The organism is Pseudomonas sp., from assembly GCF_049590575.1.
Taxonomy (GTDB): domain Bacteria; phylum Pseudomonadota; class Gammaproteobacteria; order Pseudomonadales; family Pseudomonadaceae; genus Aquipseudomonas.
Map to the genome: position 1 here is coordinate 1 of NZ_JBAWDE010000131.1, position 15,873 is coordinate 15,873.

The following is a 15,873-nucleotide window of genomic DNA, read 5'->3' on the forward strand; positions in this document are numbered from 1 at the left end:
CACTTTTTTTGACCGCATTTCTTCAGGGCCGATAGAGGTGCGCATGGCCAGCTCGGTACAGTGACGACTCGCTGAAACGGTCACTCGCCAACACCCGGCCAACCACAATCAGCGCTGTGCGCCGAAAGCCCTTGGCCGCTACTTTCTCGGCAATATCGCTGAGCGTCCCCACCGCCCAATCTTGATCCGGCCACGTCGCCCGATGCACCACGGCAATCGGGCAGTCCGCGCCGTAATGCGGTAACAGTTCGGCGACGATCTTCTCCAAGTGGTTGACCCCCAAGTGAATCGCCATGGTCGTGCCATGGCGTGCCAGGCTGTCGAAGTCTTCGCCGGGCGGCATGCTGGTTTTGTCGGCGTAGCGGGTCAGGATCACGCTTTGGGCGATGTCCGGCAGGGTCAGTTCGGTCTCCAGGAGCGCCGCGCACGCCGCTACCGCAGTCACGCCGGGAATGACCTGGAAGGGTATGCCCAGCGCGCGCAGGTAACGTATCTGTTCGCCAATCGCGCCGTACAGGCTCGGATCGCCGGAATGCACACGCGCGACATCCTGGCCTTTGGCGTGGGCCGCCTTGATCAGATCGATGATCTGTTCCAGGTGCAGTTCGGCGCTGTTAATCACCTGTTCGGCCTGATGCCCCTCCAGCACCGCTGCCGGCACCAGCGAGCCGGCATAGATGATCACCGGGCAACTGCGGATCAGCCGCTGGCCTTTGACGGTGATCAGTTCCGGGTCGCCGGGGCCGGCGCCGATGAAGTAGACGGTCATGGGGGATTCCTGTGAAAAAAAACGGGCCAGCATGAAGATTGCTCATGATCGAACGGGGCGATTATCGAGGTTTTAGCCGCTACAGGCCAATGCGAAGGTGGCCCGGGCGTTTTTCTGGCGGGTGATCAGCAAGCGTGCAGGCGCGTTCGCGAGGTGTTCGGCGAGGGCCAGGGCGGCGCTTTCGGCGATGCCATGGCAGCCGGTATGGGTGAAAGCGACCGCTGATTTATGGCTCAACCGGTCTTCATACACCGCCAGTTGCGCAGCGCTGAAACAGTGCAAGGGCAAGTCGAGCAATCGGGACAAGGCGAGCAGCCCCGGTTCATCCCTCTTGAGGTCGATACTGGCCAGTGCCGTAACCCGCTGGCGGTCAATCCCGCGCTGGGCGAGGGCGCTGTCAAACAGGCCCAGCAGGGTGTGCAGGTCACAACCCCGCTGGCAGCCCAGGCCGACCACCAGGGTCATGCCGAGTAGTGATCGTCGCGGTTGCGGCGGAACAGCCAGGCACTGATCAGGCCCAGGGCCAGCCAGAACGCCACGTTGGTCAGCTGCGAAGCGATCTTGAACTGGGCTTCCAGGGCTTCTGGCGCCAGCATCGAATGCACTTGCGGTTGCGGTGCGCCGACCACGTGGGGCACGACCAGGATCGCTACGCCCAGCACTTTGAGCAGCCAGTTGCGACCGAACACAATCAGCGCAATACCGGCGGCGGTGGAGGCGGCGGTGCCGATCCACCAGATCTGGCGTTGCGCCAGGTCTGCGGCAGCGGTGCCCGGCAGCTCAGGCGGCAGGCCCAGGGTCGGCGCCAACACAAAGGTCGCGTAACCGGCCAGGCCCCACAGCAGGCCTTGGGCCGTGCGGGTCGGTGCGCGCAGGGTGTAAAGGCCGGCCAGCATCAGCGCGAAACCGACGGCGACCACCAGGTTGCCACCGGTAGTGGACAGCACGCGCTGCCAGCCGTTTTCCGGCTCCCAGGCTTCGGCATCGTGGGTATGGGCGGCGGCGCCTGCGGCATGTTCATGCGCTGGTTCGGTGGCTGCCGGGGCGTTTTCGAAGGTTTCCGCCTGCAGAATCAGCGGGGCCACCCAGAAACTTTGCAGCAGGGTCAGCAGCAGGGCGGCCAGCAGGCCGGTGAAACCAGCGGTTTGGGCAATACGCTTGATCATGTCGGCAGGTCTCAGTGGCACGGGAACGCGGCGCTGTGGCGGGTATCGTGGGCGGCGTTGTGCACGGCCTCGATGTGCGAGAAACCGGCGAAATACACCAGGCACGCGCCAAGGATCGACGCGCCGATGGCGGCGGTCAGGCGTTGGCTCAGGGTGGCGGAGTTGCTGGCGGTGTGCGAGGTGCTGCTGATGATCGACATGGCGCGTCCCTTCTGGGTGTCAGGGTGAAACGAGCGCATGAAAACCCTACGAGCCAGGCACGCAGGGTTCTGAACAGCGCCCGCCCACCGCGGGTTTGTTATCTGATTTTTTCGGGCCGGTCTCCGGGCTTGCGAGGGATGGCTCTTGAAAGAGTCAGTCTGAAAGCATCACCTTCCCATGCCGTTTGGCACAGTGGATTTGACGCTTCGCTCGCTTACCGTTGCGGGGGCAGCACCGGACTGGTCATGCAGGCATGATTTACCGGTTTCCCGTTTCACCCTGTGAAGGGCACCCGAAACAAGGTGTGTAGGAGAGCATGGGGGTGGGAGGGGAGTCAATTGGGATGTGCGTTTGGTGGGGTGGGAGGGGGTGGGTACATATCCGTTGCTGCGGTAACGGCGGCCTATGGTTTCGCCCTTACGGCAAGTCACTTTTGGAAAAGGGCCCCAAAAGTAACCATGGGTTCTTGCCCCAACACTCGGCACCTCGCCTAGGCTCGGTGTGCCCTTGTGTTTGACGGGGCGCCTAAGATCAAAATCAAAAGCAAGAGCACGGCGGCCTAGTCGCCGACCTGAGTGGTTGAAGCAGATCAAGAGCAAAAAAACCAAAGCGAAGACAAATCCAGAGCACGGCAAATCTGCTTTTCTGTGGGAGCTGGCTTGCCTGCGAAGGCATCGACTCGGTATCACTGAACGACCGCGTCGCCCGCATCGCCGGCAATCCCGCTCCTACACGTATCTGCCTTTGATCCAACCACTCAGGTCGGCTTTCAGGCCGCCGTGCTGTAGATCTTGATCTTGATGTTGATCTTAGGCGCCCCGTCAACCACGCTGGCCGAAAACAGGTAGTACGGAGCGGGTAAACCGGCAGGACGCCGGTTTAGCCGCGACGGGGCAGGGACGGCCCGTCGCGGCGGCCCGCGCAGTACTACCTGTTTTCGGGCACACCGAGCGTGAGCGAGGTGCCGAGTGGTGGGGCAAGAGCGCTTTGGTTACTTTGCCGCTTTTGCAAAGTGACTCGCCGTAAGGGCGAAACCAATACCCGCCATCACCCAAATAACGGATATCCCCCCATTCCCACCTACACCGGCAGCGTAATCCCAAACGTATTCCCCCCACCCGCACTGCGCACAAACACATCCCCGCCATGCATCAAGGCAATCGCCTTGACGATCGCCAACCCCAACCCATGGTTCGCCCCACTGTTACTGCGCGACGCATCCACCCGATAAAACCGCTCGAACAACCGCGGCAAATGCTCACTGGCAATCTCATCGCCTGGGTTGGTCACCCCAATCGCAACATGGGCTTCATGAACGTCGATGCTCACCTCGATAACCTGCCCGGGCGCGGTGTGCTGCACCGCATTACTCAGCAGATTGATCAGCGCGCGGCGCAGGTGGGCTTTCTCGATCTGCACCAACGCATCACCCTGCACCCGCACCTTGACCTGAGCGTCCTCAAGGATGAAGTCCAGATAATCCAGCGTGGTCGCCACTTCATCCGCCAGCGAGCTTTCGATCAGTTTGGTCGCCTTGCTGCCCTGGTCGGCACTGGCAAGAAACAGCATGTCATTGATGATCGAGCGCAAACGCTCCAGCTCTTCGAGGTTGGATTGCAGCACCTCGAAATAATGCTCGGCCGAGCGCCCTCGCGTCAGCGCCACTTGGGTCTGGCCAATCAGGTTGGTCAGCGGCGAGCGCAGCTCATGGGCCACGTCGGCGTTGAACGATTCCAGGCGCGAATAGGCCTGTTCAACGCGGTCGAGGGTCGAGTTGAAAGAGTTGACGAACTGGCTCAGCTCCGGCGGCAACGGCGACAGCTGCAGGCGCCCGGAGAGTTTGGGCGGCGCCAGTTTTTGTGCCTCGTCCGACAGCTTGATCAGCGGCTTCAGGCCGATACGCGACACCCAGAACCCCAGCAGCGAGGCCAGTACGACGCCGACAAACGCCAGGCCGATCAAGGCCATCAGCAGCTGATGCTGGGTCGCGCGGAAATTCTCGGTATCAATCGCAATCATGAAACGCAGCGGTGGGCGTTGGTCCTTCGCCGCAAACTGGCTCACCAACACCTTGAACGGGTACTCACGCCCCGGCAGGCGCAGGTCGCGTTTGCCCGTGGGGCCGGCGGCGAACTCACGGATCTGCGCATCGGGGTTGCCGTACTCATAGTTCGGGTCGCTGCTGACCACCCAAAAACGGATGCGTTTGTCTTCCTCGCCCAACAGCTTGAGCTTGGCCTGGATCTTCACCCAATGCTCGGGCGTGCCAAAGCGATTCACCGAGGATTCGAGCACGCTGTAACGCGCATCCAGTTCGGCCCCCGGCAACAGCCCCAGGCCGCGGTCCACCTGCTGGTACAGCGCGCCGCCGATCAACAAGAAGATCAGCAAGGCCACCAGGGTGAACATGCCGCTCAGGCGCAGGGCGATGGAGTTAGCCGACACTGCGGTTCTCCAGCACATAGCCCATGCCGCGAATGGTGTGCAGCAGTTTTTGTTCGAACGGCCCGTCGAGCTTGGCGCGCAGGCGCTTGATCGCGACTTCGACGACGTTGGCGTCGCTGTCGAAATTGATGTCCCAGACCATTTCGGCGATAGCGGTCTTGGACAGGATTTCACCCTGGCGCCGCGCCAACACGCTGAGCAGCGAGAACTCCTTGGCCGTCAGGTCCAGGCGCAGGCCGTTGCGGCTGGCCTTGCGGCTGATCAAGTCGATCCACAGGTCAGCCACGGTGACCTGCACCGGCTCATGCCCGCCGCTGCGGCGGGTCAGGGCTTGCAGGCGCGCCACCAGTTCCAGGAACGAAAACGGCTTGCCCAAATAATCGTCGGCGCCTTCGCGCAGGCCGCGGATGCGGTCTTCCACGCGTTCGCGGGCGGTGAGCATGATCACCGGCGTCTGTTTGCGCGCGCGCAGGGCCCGCAATACGCCAAACCCGTCGAGGCCGGGGAGCATCACGTCGAGCACGATCACCGCGTAATCGTTCTCCAGCGCCAGGTGCAGACCCTCGACGCCTTCACGGGCGACGTCAACGGTATAGCCTTGTTCGGTCAGGCCGCGATGCAGGTAGTCCGCGGTTTTTTCTTCATCTTCAACAATCAGGACGCGCATGACACCGCCTCAGTGCAGGTTCGCCAGCGCAGGCGCTGGTTTGGGCCGGTGGAAAAACTTCTCAAGGTACAAGTATATGACCGGTGTGGTGAACAGCGTCAGTGCCTGGCTCACCAGCAGCCCGCCGACCACCGCGATCCCCAGTGGCTGGCGCATCTCCGCGCCGGGGCCGGCGCCGAGCATCAGCGGCACCGCGCCGAGCAGGGCGGCGAGGGTGGTCATGATGATCGGCCGGAACCGCGTGACACAGGCTTCGTAGATCGCGTCTTCCGGCGACAGGCCGCGTACGCGTTGGGCGTCCAGGGCAAAGTCGATCATCAGGATACCGTTCTTCTTCACGATCCCGATCAGCAGCACCAGGCCGATCAGCGCCATGATCGAAAAGTCCTGGCCCATCAACGACAGCATGATCAGCGCGCCCAACCCCGCCGAGGGCAAGGTGGAAATAATCGTCAGCGGGTGCACGAAGCTCTCATACAACACGCCAAGGATGATGTAGACCGCCACCAGCGCCGCGAGGATCAGCCATGGCTGGCTGGCCAACGAACTCTGGAAGGCCTGCGCCGCCCCTTGGAAATTACCGATGATGGTGGTTGGCATGCCGATTTCATTCTTGGCCTGGTCGAGCATGATCACCGCGTCGCCCAATGCCACGCCGGGCGCCAGGTTAAACGACAGGTTGGCGGCCGGGAACATGCCGTCATGGCTGATCGACAAGGGGCCCACGGTGGGTGGGTCGACCTTGGCCAGCGCCGACAGCGGCACCATTTCGTTGGTCAGCGGCGAGCGCAGGTAGAAGTAGTTGAGGCTCTCGGCCTTGCCGCGTTGCTGGGTGTCCAGCTCCAGCACCACCTGGTACTGGTTGATTTCGGTCTGGAATTCGTTGATCTGGCGCTGGCCGAAGGCGTCGTACAGCGCCTGGTCGACATCGGTGGCGGTCAGGCCGAAACGTGCGGCGGCCTGGCGGTCGATGCTGATGTGGGTAATGCTGCCGCCCAGTTGCAGGTCGTTGGAGAGGTCGCGGAAGGCCGGGTTGGCGCGCAGTTTTTCGGTCAGGCGCTGGGTCCAGGTATTCAGCGTCGGGCCGTCATTGCTCTTGAGCACATATTGGTACTGGGCGCGGCTGGGGCCGGAGCTCAGGTTGATGTCCTGGCCGGCGCGCAGGTACAGCACGATGCCCGGCACCTTGGCCAATTTCGGGCGGATGCGGTCGATGAACTGGCTGGCGGACACATCGCGGTCACCGCGGTCTTTCAGGGCGATCCAGAAGCGGCCGTTGGCGATGGTCTGGTTGCTGCCGGTCACTCCCACCGAGTGGGAAAACGCCTCCACCGCCGGGTCGTCCTTGACGATCTCGGCCAGGGCCTTGTGCTTGGCGACCATGTCCGGGTACGACACGTCGGCCGCCGCTTCGCTGGTGCCGAGCACAAAGCCGGTGTCCTGCACCGGGAAGAAACCCTTGGGAATAAACACGTAACCGACCACGGCCAAGGCCAGGGTCACCAGGAAAATCGCCGCCATGCTGCGTTGATGGGCCAGGGCGCGGCGCAAGTTGCGCGCGTAACCGGCGAGCAGGCGTTCGCTGAAGCCGGGTTTGTCGTGGGCAACGTGCGTCGGCGCGCGCATGAACAGCGCGGCCAGGGTCGGCGCCAGGGTCAGCGACACCACCACCGAGATCAGGATGGTCGAGGTGGCGGTCAGGGCAAATTCCTTGAACAACCGCCCGACCACGCCGCCCATGAACAGCAGCGGAATAAACGCCGCGACCAGCGAGAAACTGATGGAGACCACGGTAAAGCCAATCTCGCCGGCGCCCTTGATCGCCGCTTCGCGTTTGTCCAACCCGGCTTCGAGATGGCGGTGAATGTTTTCCACCACCACAATCGCGTCGTCCACCACAAAACCCACGGAGATCACGATCGCCACCAGGGTCAGGTTGTTCAGGCTGAAGCCCATCAGGTACATCAGCGCAAAACTTGCGACCAGCGACACGCCGAGCACGCTGGACACAATCAGCGTCGCCGACAGCTGGCGCAGGAACAGCGCCATCACCGCCACCACCAGCAGAATCGCGATCAGCAACGTCACTTCGACTTCATGCAACGAGGCGCGGATGGTCTTGGTGCGGTCGGTCAACACGCTGACCTGCACCGACGCCGGCAGCATCGCCTGCAGGCGCGGCAGCTCGGCTTGAATGCGGTCCACGGTCTCGACGATGTTCGCGCCGGGCTGGCGCGAAATCACCAGGTTGACCCCAGGCGTATCGCCGGACCAGGCCTGCACGTAGGCGTTTTCCGAACCATTGACGACTTTGGCGATATCGCGCAGTTGAACCGGGGCACCGTCTTTGTAGGAGACGATCAGCTGCGCGTAGTCCTCCGGGTGAAACAGCTGGTCGTTGGTCGACAGGGTCGACACGCTGTTCTCGCCGTAGATCGCGCCCTTGGCCAGGTTCAGGCTTGATTGCTGGATGGTCAGGCGAATATCGGCCAGGGTCAGGCCGATGGCCGCGAGTTTGTCCGGCGAGGCCTGCACGCGGATCGCCGGGCGTTGCTGGCCGGTGATATTGATCTGGCCGACGCCATCGATCTGGCTGATCTGCCGGGCCAGCAGGGTTTCGACGTAGTCGCTCAACTCGGTGCTGGGCATGCTGTTGGAGCTGACACTGAGGATCAGCACCGGGCTGTCCGCCGGGTTGACCTTCTTCCAGGTCGGCAGGCTCGGCATGTCGCTGGGCAGCTTGCCGGACGCGGTGTTGATCGCCGCCTGCACTTCCTGCGCGGCGGTGTCGATGCTCTTGTTCAGGGTGAATTGCAGGGTCAACAGGCTGGAGCCCAAGGCACTGCTGGAGGTCATTTGGGTCATGCCGGGGATGGCGCTGAATTGCACCTCCAGCGGCGTGGCGACCGATGAGGCCATGGTGTCCGGGCTGGCGCCGGGCAGGGTGGCGCTGACCTGGATCGTCGGAAATTCCGCTTCCGGCAGTGGGGCGATGGCCAGCCGTGGGAAGGCAATCATCCCGAGCAACACCAGGGCGAATGTCAGCAGCAGGGTGGCGACCGGGTGGTCGACGCACCAGGCCGACGGCGAACGACTCATGGCTGCACCTTGGCGTCGACGGTCTGGATCACCTGCGGTGGCTCCTTCAGCACGTCCACCTGAGCGCCGGCCTTGAGCCGCGACTGACCATCGCTGACCAATACGTCGCCGGCCTGCACCCCCTTGATGATATTGACGTCGCTGTCCTGGTAGGTCACCTGCACCGGCACCACTTCCACCTTGTCACCGTTGACCCGGTACACAAAGTGCGAGTCGAGGCCGCGTTGCACCACGGTCGGCGGCACCACCAGGGCATTTTTGTCGAGGGCGGTCTGGATTTTGATCGTCACCAGTTGCCCCGGCCACAACCGCTGCGAGGCGTTGTTGAACTCGGCCTTGGCACGCAGGGTGCCGGTGGTGGAGCTGATCTGGTTGTCGATCAGGCTCAAATGGCCTTCACCGAGCAAGTCGCCGGTAGCGCCGTCAGTGTCGGCGCCCAGGTAGGCGTTGACGCTGGCCTTAGTCGGCGCGGCGATCAGGCCTTGCAGGGTCGGCAGCATTTGCTGCGGCAGGGAGAACTCGACGGCAATCGGGTCGATCTGGGTCACGGAGAACAGGCCCTGGGTATCGCTCATGCGCAGGAAGTTGCCTTCGTCAACCGTACGAATACCTACGCGGCCAGTGACCGGCGAGCGAATCTGGGTGTAGGAAAGTTGCACTTGAGCCGAGTCGATGGCCGCCTGATTGCCCTGGGCGGTGGCCTTGAGCTGATTGACCAGGGCTTGCTGCTGGTCATAGGTCTGCTTGGACACGCCGTCGTCGACGCTCAATTCCTTGTAGCGCTTGAGGTTGACCAGTGCCACTTGCAGCTGCGCCTGGCTCTCGCTCAGTTGTGCCCTGGCCTGGTCAAGGCTGGCGCGGATCGAGCGATCATCAATGGTTGCCAGCAGGTCGCCGGCCTTGACCCGTTGGCCTTCCTTGACCAGCAGTCTGGTCAGAATGCCGTCGACCTGCGGGCGGATCACCACGCTGTGCAACGACAACACCGAACCAATCCCGCTGACAAAGCGTGGAATGTCCTGTTGCACAACGCTCACCACCCGCACTGGAATCGCGGTGGGCGCTGCCAGTCTGGTCTTGGCCGGGCGGGTCAATGCCCAGGCTGCAACGGCCAACACCACGAGGACACCCACGATCAGGGCGGTTTTTCGTTGAATTTGCATGGAGGTGAGGCGCCAGGGCAAAGGATTGGGAGAGTAGGGGCCTTTATAGCCCGCCAACCCGGTCAGCAAGGTGACTGCTAACTGACAGCGCTGTCAGTAAAGGCAGACCATTCGTACGGGCGGTGGTTAAAGATCCGAAGCGCGCAGGTATACTGCGCGCCAGTGCGGCCCGCCATCCGGCCCAGCCTCTTTTTTGTACGCTCCGGAGCTTTCATGAATTCCCCGACACAACCCCCTGCTGAAGCGACCGACCTGGTCGATCCGGCCAGCGCCGAAGGCGTGGAAAAAGCCGAGATCCCGGCGTTCAAGTTTCCATTCAAGCCGGGCGAGCTGGCAGGCACCAAAAATGTCGCCCAGCCTTGGTACAAGAACGGCGCCAAGAACGGCCACACCAAATCGCCGGGGATGGCACCGCCGGGTACGCGTCGCTCCATGGGTAAACGTTAAGATTAAACATATGTGTATCGTGTCGGCTTTGGCCTACAAGTCCTGTTTATTTTTCTGATTGAAGGTCCACGACCGTTTCTTGAAAGCTTGCACAGCCTCTGGTGAGGCTGGACTTTCTGGAAAAGGACGTTGCTCGTGGCCCTGAAACACAGCTGTACAGCGCTTGCCCTGTTGTTCTCGGTGGATGCCCTGGCGGCCACTGACCCTCCGCGACGCGAAATCCGTTTCGCCATTGCCGCACAATTCCCTCCCTTCCAGAGCCGCAACCTGCAAGGGCAGTTGGAGGGCCTGCATATCGAACTGGGCAACGCCCTGTGCCAGCAGCTGAATGTGCGCTGCACCTGGGTCGATCAGGTGCTTGTGGAAAATTTTCCCGCCCTCGAAGCCCGGCAATTCGACGCAATCATGGGCATTGCGCCGACATCCCAGCGGCGGCGTTGGGTGAGCTTCACGCAGAACCTCTACCCCTTTACCACCCGCTTGGTCGCGCGTAAAAATTCGGGCCTGGTGCCGACCACCAGGTCGCTCAAGGGCAAGCGCGTGGGGGTGTTGCTCGGCAGCAACCGCGAAGCGTTCGCGCGCTCCAAGTGGGCACCTGAGGGCGTGATCATCAAGTCTTTCTGGCTCAATGCCGAGCTGGTACGCAGCCTCATAGCCGGCGATATCGACGCGACCCTGCAGGGCTCCGTGGAAATTCGCAGGGCCCTGCTCGACACCGAGCAAGGCCAGGATTTCGACTTCCTGGGCCCCGCCGTTTCGGCTGAACTGCTGGGCGACGGTGTGGCGATTGCGCTGCGCAAAACCGATACGACCCTACGCGAAGACCTCAACCGTGCCCTTGAAGAGCTGATGCAAAACGGCGAATACCGGCGGATCCTCGTGCCCTATCACCTGGAAGCGCCGTGATGGACGCACGGCGGCGCCAGTCAGTTGCAAACCTGTCTACACTCACTTTGGGAGTTATCCTACGAAACCTACAGGCGTGTCGTAGTTAAAGACCGGTCAGTGCTTGTTAGAACGTTGGGTGCATCGGGCTGTAATTAACGCAGCCCTATGCCTGACACTACTTTGGCACAGGACGGATTTATGACTACGGCAAAACGAATGCTGGCGCTGGCGACGTTTTTTCTGGTTTTGTTGGCCGGGACGGGATGTGCTGTTTCCCCCCCTACTGAGAACCGATGGAGCGAGATACGCTTCGGCGTCGAGGCGGATGTGCCGCCCTTTGAATACCGCAACGAGAAGGGCGAGCTCGCAGGGTTGGACATCGAGCTGGGTAATGCCCTGTGCGCCGAGCTCAACGCGCGTTGCGTGTGGGTCGACCAGCCTTACGCGACCAACGTCGCGGCGCTCCAGGCGGGGCGTTTCGACGCAATCATGCCCATGACCGCGACACCTGCGCGGCGTGAAATCGTCGATTTTACAAATGACCTTTATGCCCTTCAGAGCCGCTTGGTCGCCCCCAGGGGCTCCAACCTGCTGCCCATTCCGCAATCCCTCAGGGGCAAGCGCATCGGTGTACTGGCGGGCACCAGCCGGGAAGCGTTCGCCCAGGCGCGTTGGGCATCCCAAGGGGTGACGGTGCGCAGCTTCGGCCTCAATAGTGAGTTGATCCGTAGCTTGCTGGCCGGTGAAATCGATGCGACGTTGCAAAACACCATTGAAATCAGCGAAGCCTTACTGAACACACCGCAGGGCGCCGGGTATGCGTTTGCCGGGCCGGTGATTGTCGATGAAATGCTGGGCGGTGGCGTCGCCATAGCGACACGCAAGGCCGACCCTGATCTGACGGCGGCGCTGAACAAGGCGTTGCAACGGTTGAAAGACAATGGCAAGTACGCGGCCATCACCGAGCCTTATCTGGGCGCGGCACCGCTTAAACCGGTCAAGATGACCTACACGCCGGCACAGGGCGGTCTGCCGTTCTCGGAAACCGTACGGGTCGGGCAAACCCTCTATATTTCCGGGCAGTTGGGGCTGGATGCAAATGGCGATGTAGTGCCCGGAGGCATTCGCGCAGAAACGGCGCAGGCCCTGACGAATATCCGCAGCGTGCTGAGAACCAACGGCATCGGCATGGACCGGGTTGCCAAGTGCTTGGTGATTCTTGCCGACCTCAAGGACTTTGCGGCGATGAACCAAGTGTATGCCAGCTACTTCCAGGCAGACCGCCTGCCGACCCGCACCACCTTTGCCGGCAAGCTGTTGGTGAATGCACGGATCGAAATCGAGTGCATGGCCAGCCTCTGACCCTCCGCAACCTGCGCGCCTAAGCGGCGCGCAGTGAAATGAACGCATAATTGGCCGGCACCTCGGTAGCGAGCTGCGCGCCGGCCTCCAGCACTTGCTCGGCGATGTCCATGCCGGACACATGGAACACCCACTCATTGGCCACGGATGGCTGATCACGTGCCAGCTCGATAGCCTGGGCAAATGCGCCCATGTCCGGCAGGTACGCGGTAAAGCCATCCCCCTTGAGCGCCGTGGTGCGAATCCCGAGCAAGGCACACACCGCCTCTTTGGTCTGTACATCATCACGGTCGGCCTGGCGCGAACGGCGGATCAACTCGGCCAGTTCCTGGTCCATCAACTCGCCACCGGCGATCAGCACCGGGCCCTGTTCCCAGGATTCCGGCGGGCAATCCTTGGCGGTCGGGTTCAGCGGGATATGCGGGTTGATTTCCATCGGGTAGATCCGGCACACAAGCGGCCGACGCTCATAGATGCGGCACAGGTTGTCTCTGTCAAGATTCCGGCAGCGCCCGGCGTTGTAGGCGGCAAAGGTGATGGCCACAAACGCCTCGGTGTTGCCGCTGGGCACCACCACCGAACGTCGTTCGGCATGCTCGCGTTGCAGCGGCGGCAGGCCCAGGCCATTGCCCAGAAAACCTTCCACCAGAACGATGACATTACCGCCGTCCGCCGCCCACATACGGGCTTCGGCCAGGGTCAGGGGCACGTGGTGGTCGGTGCAGCATTTGCCACAGCCAACGCAGGAAAAATGGGTATTCATGGGCGGATCTGTCACCAGGCAAGGTCAGAGGGCACGCGTGAATGGTGACGGGTTTTTACCTCTTTCCACCATTCAGGTTCTCTGGAAGCAAGTTATGCGCCAGTGCCTGTCAGCCCTCGGTGAGCACATCACGCAGCACGAAGTGCATGCCGGCACTTTCATACAATTGCCGGGCGCGCAGGTTGCTCTCCAGCACCTTGAGGTCCACCCATGGCTCACCGCGTTGCTTGAACACCTGGAAGGCGTGCAGCAACAGGGCGCGGCCCAGCCCCTGGCCCTGGGCGCAGGGGTGTACCGAGAGGTTCTTGATAAACGCGCTGGTCCAGCATTGGGCGACGCCGAGAATGCCTTCGTTGTTGCTGGCCACCAGGCACAGCCTAGGATCGAACTCGGCATCGCTGACGAACTGTTGCCGCCAGGTTTCGAGAGCAGGAACCCGGCCGCCGCCTTGCTCCTGGGTCATGCGCAACACCGCGTGAATCGCCGGGGCCAGCGCATCGCGGTAGTGATCCAGTTGCGTACCCGCCGGCCATTGCGGCGCGGGCAAACTGCCGGTCAGGTCGCGACGCAATAACTGGTAATACTCGCTCAACGGTTAAAGGCCTTTTTGCGCCACGGTCTGGGCGGCGACGACCAGGCACTTGGTCAGCTCGGGCGAGGAGAATTTGGTGAGCACCGCGTCCGCACCCGCCAGGCGGGCTTTTTCGCTGTTCATCGCGCTGTCCAGCGAGGTGTGCAGCAACACGTATAGATGCTGGAAGTCCGGGGTTTCGCGCAGGGTGCGGGTGAGGGCATAGCCGTCCATTTCCGACATCTCGATGTCGGACACCACCACATTGATCTGCTCGACGGTGCCTTGCAGCTCCAGCAGTACATCGATGGCTTCCTTGGCACTGCGCGCGGTATGGCAGGTCAGGCCGAGGTTGCGCAAGGTGTGCACCGACTGCTGCAGGGCCACCTGGCTGTCGTCGACCACCAGGATGCGCGCATTGCCCAGCACCTCGGCTTCTTCCATGGTCAGGTCGGTGGGCGCCGCTTCAACCGGGGCCGGCGCGATGCCGTGGATGACTTTTTCGATATCCAGCACCTGCACCAGCCCGCCTTCCACCTGAGTGACCCCGGTGATAAACGCACGGTTGCCGCCGGAGCCATAGGGTGGCGGGCGGATGTCGGTGGTCAGGCAGTGCACGATCTTGCTCACCGCCTGCACATGCAGGCCCTGCTTGGAGCGGCTGACATCGGTGACAATCAGGCAGCCGCCGTCCGGGTCAGCCAAGGGCATTTCGCCCAGGGCCCGGCTCAGGTCGATCACCGCCAGCGAGTTGCCACGCAGGGTGGCGATGCCTTTGACGTGCGGGTGAGACTCCGGCAGCTTGGTCAGCGGCGGGCACGGGATGATTTCGCTGACTTTCAGCAGGTTGATCGCCATCAGCTTGCCGCTGCGCAAGGTAAACAGCAGAAGCGAAAGTGAGTCTGCGCGGGCTTTGGTGGTGGACATAAAAACCTTCTGTGAATCAGGGATGACGATCTATGGAAGGTTATCGACTTGAGTGGCCCATGCTTTAGCGGCATGGGCCGTTAATATCAGCCCTTCCATACCTGTGGGTTCACCAGGTCCTGCGGACGCTGGCCGAGCAAGGCGCTGCGCAAGTTCTCCAGCGCGCGGTTGGCCATGGCTTCGCGGGTTTCGCCGGTGGCCGAGCCGATGTGCGGCAGGGTCACCGCGTTGCTGAGTTGGAACAGCGGCGACTGTGCCAACGGCTCCTGCTCATACACATCCAGCCCGGCGCCACGGATTTTCTGGGTCTGCAGCGCTTCGATCAGCGCCGGCTCATCGACCACCGGGCCGCGGGAAATGTTGATCAGGATGGCGCTGGACTTCATCAGCCCCAATTCGCGCGTGCTGATCAGGTGGCGGGTCTTGTCGCTCAACGGTACCACCAGGCACACGAAATCCGCTTCGGCCAGCAACTGGTCCAGGCTGCGGAACTGCGCGCCCAGCTCCTGTTCCAGCTCGGTCTTGCGGCTGTTGCCGCTGTACAGGATCGGCATGTTGAAACCCAGGCGCCCGCGACGAGCGACGGCCGCGCCGATATTGCCCATGCCGACGATACCCAGGGTCTTGCCGTGCACATCGCAGCCGAACAACGGCGCGCCGACGCTGGCTTTCCACTGGCCGGCCTTGGTCCAGGCGTCCAGCTCGGCCACGCGGCGCGCGCTACTCATCAACAGGGCGAAGGCCAGGTCGGCGGTGCTTTCGGTGAGCACGTCGGGGGTATTGGTGAGCATGATGCCGCGCTCGTTGAAGTACGGCACGTCGTAGTTGTCGTAGCCCACCGAGACGCTGGAGACCACTTCCAGCTTGCCCGCGCCTTGCAACTGCTCGCGGCCCAGCTTGCGGCCTACGCCGATCAGGCCGTGGGCGTGGGGCAGGGCTTCATTGAACTGAGCGTTGATATCGCCGAGCTTGGGGTTGGGCGCGATCACCTCGAAATCCTGTTGCAGGCGTTCGATCATTTGCGGGGTGACACGGCTGAAGGCGAGGACGGTCTTTTTCATTGCAGGCGGGCTCATCGACTACGGGAGAATGGTAAGCACGCTAACATTCTTGGGGGAGGGTTGTCAGGGTGGTGTGGGTTTTGGCTGGGTTACTGGGTACATATCCGTTGCTGCGGTAACGGCCGCGTATGGTTTCGCCCTTACGGCGAGTCACTTTGCAAAAGCGGCAAAGTAACCAAAGCGCTCTTGCCCCACCACTCGGCACCTCGCTCACGCTTCGGTGTGCCCGAAAACAGGTATTACTGCGCGGGCCGCCGCGACGGGCCGTCCCTGCCCCGTCGCGGCTAAACCGGCGTCCTGCCGGTTTACCCGCTCCGTACTACCTGTTTTCGGCCAGCGTGGTT

Annotated in this window: 15 protein-coding genes and 1 riboswitch; of the genes, 3 read left to right on the forward strand and 12 right to left on the reverse strand. The window is 62.3% G+C overall.

The features are described from left to right. Nucleotides 1-22 precede the first annotated feature (22 nt). From cobM to WBR57_RS10225, 8 genes are all read right to left on the reverse strand, one after another. Entirely contained in the window at nucleotides 23-769 is a 747-nt protein-coding gene (cobM, locus tag WBR57_RS10190) for a precorrin-4 C(11)-methyltransferase (RefSeq protein ID WP_424083719.1), read from the reverse strand. Nucleotides 770-841: 72 nt separating this feature from the next. After that, nucleotides 842-1,234: a cobalamin biosynthesis protein gene (locus WBR57_RS10195; protein WP_424083720.1), complete on the reverse strand. Its 393-nt coding sequence runs from the start codon at nucleotides 1,232-1,234 to the stop codon at nucleotides 842-844. Next, on the reverse strand, nucleotides 1,231-1,935 hold the full coding sequence (locus WBR57_RS10200) for a CbtA family protein (protein WP_424083721.1): 705 nt from the start codon (nucleotides 1,933-1,935) through the stop codon (nucleotides 1,231-1,233). Before WBR57_RS10200 ends, WBR57_RS10195 begins: the two co-directional genes overlap by 4 nt. Nucleotides 1,936-1,946: 11 nt before the next feature. Beyond that, the gene (locus WBR57_RS10205) at nucleotides 1,947-2,135 is read right to left on the reverse strand and encodes a CbtB domain-containing protein (protein ID WP_025857256.1); all 189 of its coding nucleotides are present in this window, start codon (nucleotides 2,133-2,135) and stop codon (nucleotides 1,947-1,949) included. 97 nt (nucleotides 2,136-2,232) lie between these two features. Continuing rightward, nucleotides 2,233-2,447: riboswitch (cobalamin riboswitch) on the reverse strand. Between the two features lie 769 nt (nucleotides 2,448-3,216). Further along, complete coding sequence (locus tag WBR57_RS10210) at nucleotides 3,217-4,581, reverse strand: heavy metal sensor histidine kinase (protein ID WP_424083722.1); 1,365 nt, start codon at nucleotides 4,579-4,581, stop codon at nucleotides 3,217-3,219. Further along, nucleotides 4,571-5,248 carry a heavy metal response regulator transcription factor gene (locus WBR57_RS10215; RefSeq protein WP_424083723.1) on the reverse strand — a complete coding sequence of 226 codons (678 nt, stop codon included), beginning with the start codon at nucleotides 5,246-5,248 and terminating at the stop codon, nucleotides 4,571-4,573. The genes WBR57_RS10210 and WBR57_RS10215 overlap by 11 nt, the downstream gene beginning before the upstream one ends. 9 nt (nucleotides 5,249-5,257) lie before the next feature. Continuing rightward, nucleotides 5,258-8,347 carry a multidrug efflux RND transporter permease subunit gene (locus WBR57_RS10220; protein WP_424083724.1) on the reverse strand — a complete coding sequence of 1,030 codons (3,090 nt, stop codon included), beginning with the start codon at nucleotides 8,345-8,347 and terminating at the stop codon, nucleotides 5,258-5,260. Beyond that, a complete protein-coding gene (locus tag WBR57_RS10225) occupies nucleotides 8,344-9,510 on the reverse strand; it encodes an efflux RND transporter periplasmic adaptor subunit (RefSeq protein ID WP_424083725.1) in 1,167 nt (388 codons plus the stop codon). Before WBR57_RS10225 ends, WBR57_RS10220 begins: the two co-directional genes overlap by 4 nt. Nucleotides 9,511-9,723: 213 nt before the next feature. Between WBR57_RS10225 and WBR57_RS10230 the strand changes: the two genes are divergently transcribed. The 3 genes from WBR57_RS10230 to WBR57_RS10240 all read left to right on the forward strand — a co-directional run bounded on the left by WBR57_RS10230 (nucleotide 9,724) and on the right by WBR57_RS10240 (nucleotide 12,207). Further along, a complete protein-coding gene (locus tag WBR57_RS10230; RefSeq protein WP_424083726.1) occupies nucleotides 9,724-9,957 on the forward strand; it encodes a hypothetical protein in 234 nt (77 codons plus the stop codon). A gap of 135 nt (nucleotides 9,958-10,092) precedes the next feature. Then, nucleotides 10,093-10,863, forward strand: coding sequence for a transporter substrate-binding domain-containing protein (locus WBR57_RS10235; protein WP_424083727.1), 771 nt, complete (start codon nucleotides 10,093-10,095; stop codon nucleotides 10,861-10,863). Nucleotides 10,864-11,043: 180 nt separating this feature from the next. Continuing rightward, complete coding sequence (locus WBR57_RS10240) at nucleotides 11,044-12,207, forward strand: transporter substrate-binding domain-containing protein (RefSeq protein ID WP_424083728.1); 1,164 nt, start codon at nucleotides 11,044-11,046, stop codon at nucleotides 12,205-12,207. Nucleotides 12,208-12,226: 19 nt separating this feature from the next. On the opposite strand, the gene WBR57_RS10245 is transcribed toward WBR57_RS10240, so the two are convergent. The 4 genes from WBR57_RS10245 to WBR57_RS10260 form a co-directional block, all read right to left on the reverse strand. Continuing rightward, complete coding sequence (locus tag WBR57_RS10245; RefSeq protein WP_424083729.1) at nucleotides 12,227-12,970, reverse strand: YkgJ family cysteine cluster protein; 744 nt, start codon at nucleotides 12,968-12,970, stop codon at nucleotides 12,227-12,229. Nucleotides 12,971-13,079: 109 nt separating this feature from the next. Further along, nucleotides 13,080-13,562, reverse strand: a complete 483-nt coding sequence (locus WBR57_RS10250) for a GNAT family N-acetyltransferase (RefSeq protein WP_424083730.1) — start codon at nucleotides 13,560-13,562, stop codon at nucleotides 13,080-13,082. Between the two features lie 3 nt (nucleotides 13,563-13,565). After that, nucleotides 13,566-14,468: a chemotaxis protein gene (locus WBR57_RS10255; protein ID WP_122541500.1), complete on the reverse strand. Its 903-nt coding sequence runs from the start codon at nucleotides 14,466-14,468 to the stop codon at nucleotides 13,566-13,568. Between the two features lie 86 nt (nucleotides 14,469-14,554). Beyond that, the gene (locus WBR57_RS10260) at nucleotides 14,555-15,529 is read right to left on the reverse strand and encodes a 2-hydroxyacid dehydrogenase (protein ID WP_424083731.1); all 975 of its coding nucleotides are present in this window, start codon (nucleotides 15,527-15,529) and stop codon (nucleotides 14,555-14,557) included. Between the last annotated feature and the right edge of the window lie 344 nt (nucleotides 15,530-15,873).

Bases quoted from the DNA above. Each gene is read 5' to 3' on its own strand.
- cobM (WP_424083719.1), bottom strand. From the start codon at position 769: ATGACCGTCTACTTCATCGGCGCCGGCCCCGGCGACCCGGAACTGATC.
- WBR57_RS10195 (WP_424083720.1), bottom strand. From the start codon at position 1,234: ATGACCCTGGTGGTCGGCCTGGGCTGCCAGCGGGGTTGTGACCTGCAC.
- WBR57_RS10200 (WP_424083721.1), bottom strand. From the start codon at position 1,935: ATGATCAAGCGTATTGCCCAAACCGCTGGTTTCACCGGCCTGCTGGCC.
- WBR57_RS10205 (WP_025857256.1), bottom strand. From the start codon at position 2,135: ATGTCGATCATCAGCAGCACCTCGCACACCGCCAGCAACTCCGCCACC.
- WBR57_RS10215 (WP_424083723.1), bottom strand. From the start codon at position 5,248: ATGCGCGTCCTGATTGTTGAAGATGAAGAAAAAACCGCGGACTACCTG.
- WBR57_RS10220 (WP_424083724.1), bottom strand. From the start codon at position 8,347: ATGAGTCGTTCGCCGTCGGCCTGGTGCGTCGACCACCCGGTCGCCACC.
- WBR57_RS10225 (WP_424083725.1), bottom strand. From the start codon at position 9,510: ATGCAAATTCAACGAAAAACCGCCCTGATCGTGGGTGTCCTCGTGGTG.
- WBR57_RS10230 (WP_424083726.1), top strand. From the start codon at position 9,724: ATGAATTCCCCGACACAACCCCCTGCTGAAGCGACCGACCTGGTCGAT.
- WBR57_RS10240 (WP_424083728.1), top strand. From the start codon at position 11,044: ATGACTACGGCAAAACGAATGCTGGCGCTGGCGACGTTTTTTCTGGTT.
- WBR57_RS10245 (WP_424083729.1), bottom strand. From the start codon at position 12,970: ATGAATACCCATTTTTCCTGCGTTGGCTGTGGCAAATGCTGCACCGAC.
- WBR57_RS10255 (WP_122541500.1), bottom strand. From the start codon at position 14,468: ATGTCCACCACCAAAGCCCGCGCAGACTCACTTTCGCTTCTGCTGTTT.
- WBR57_RS10260 (WP_424083731.1), bottom strand. From the start codon at position 15,529: ATGAAAAAGACCGTCCTCGCCTTCAGCCGTGTCACCCCGCAAATGATC.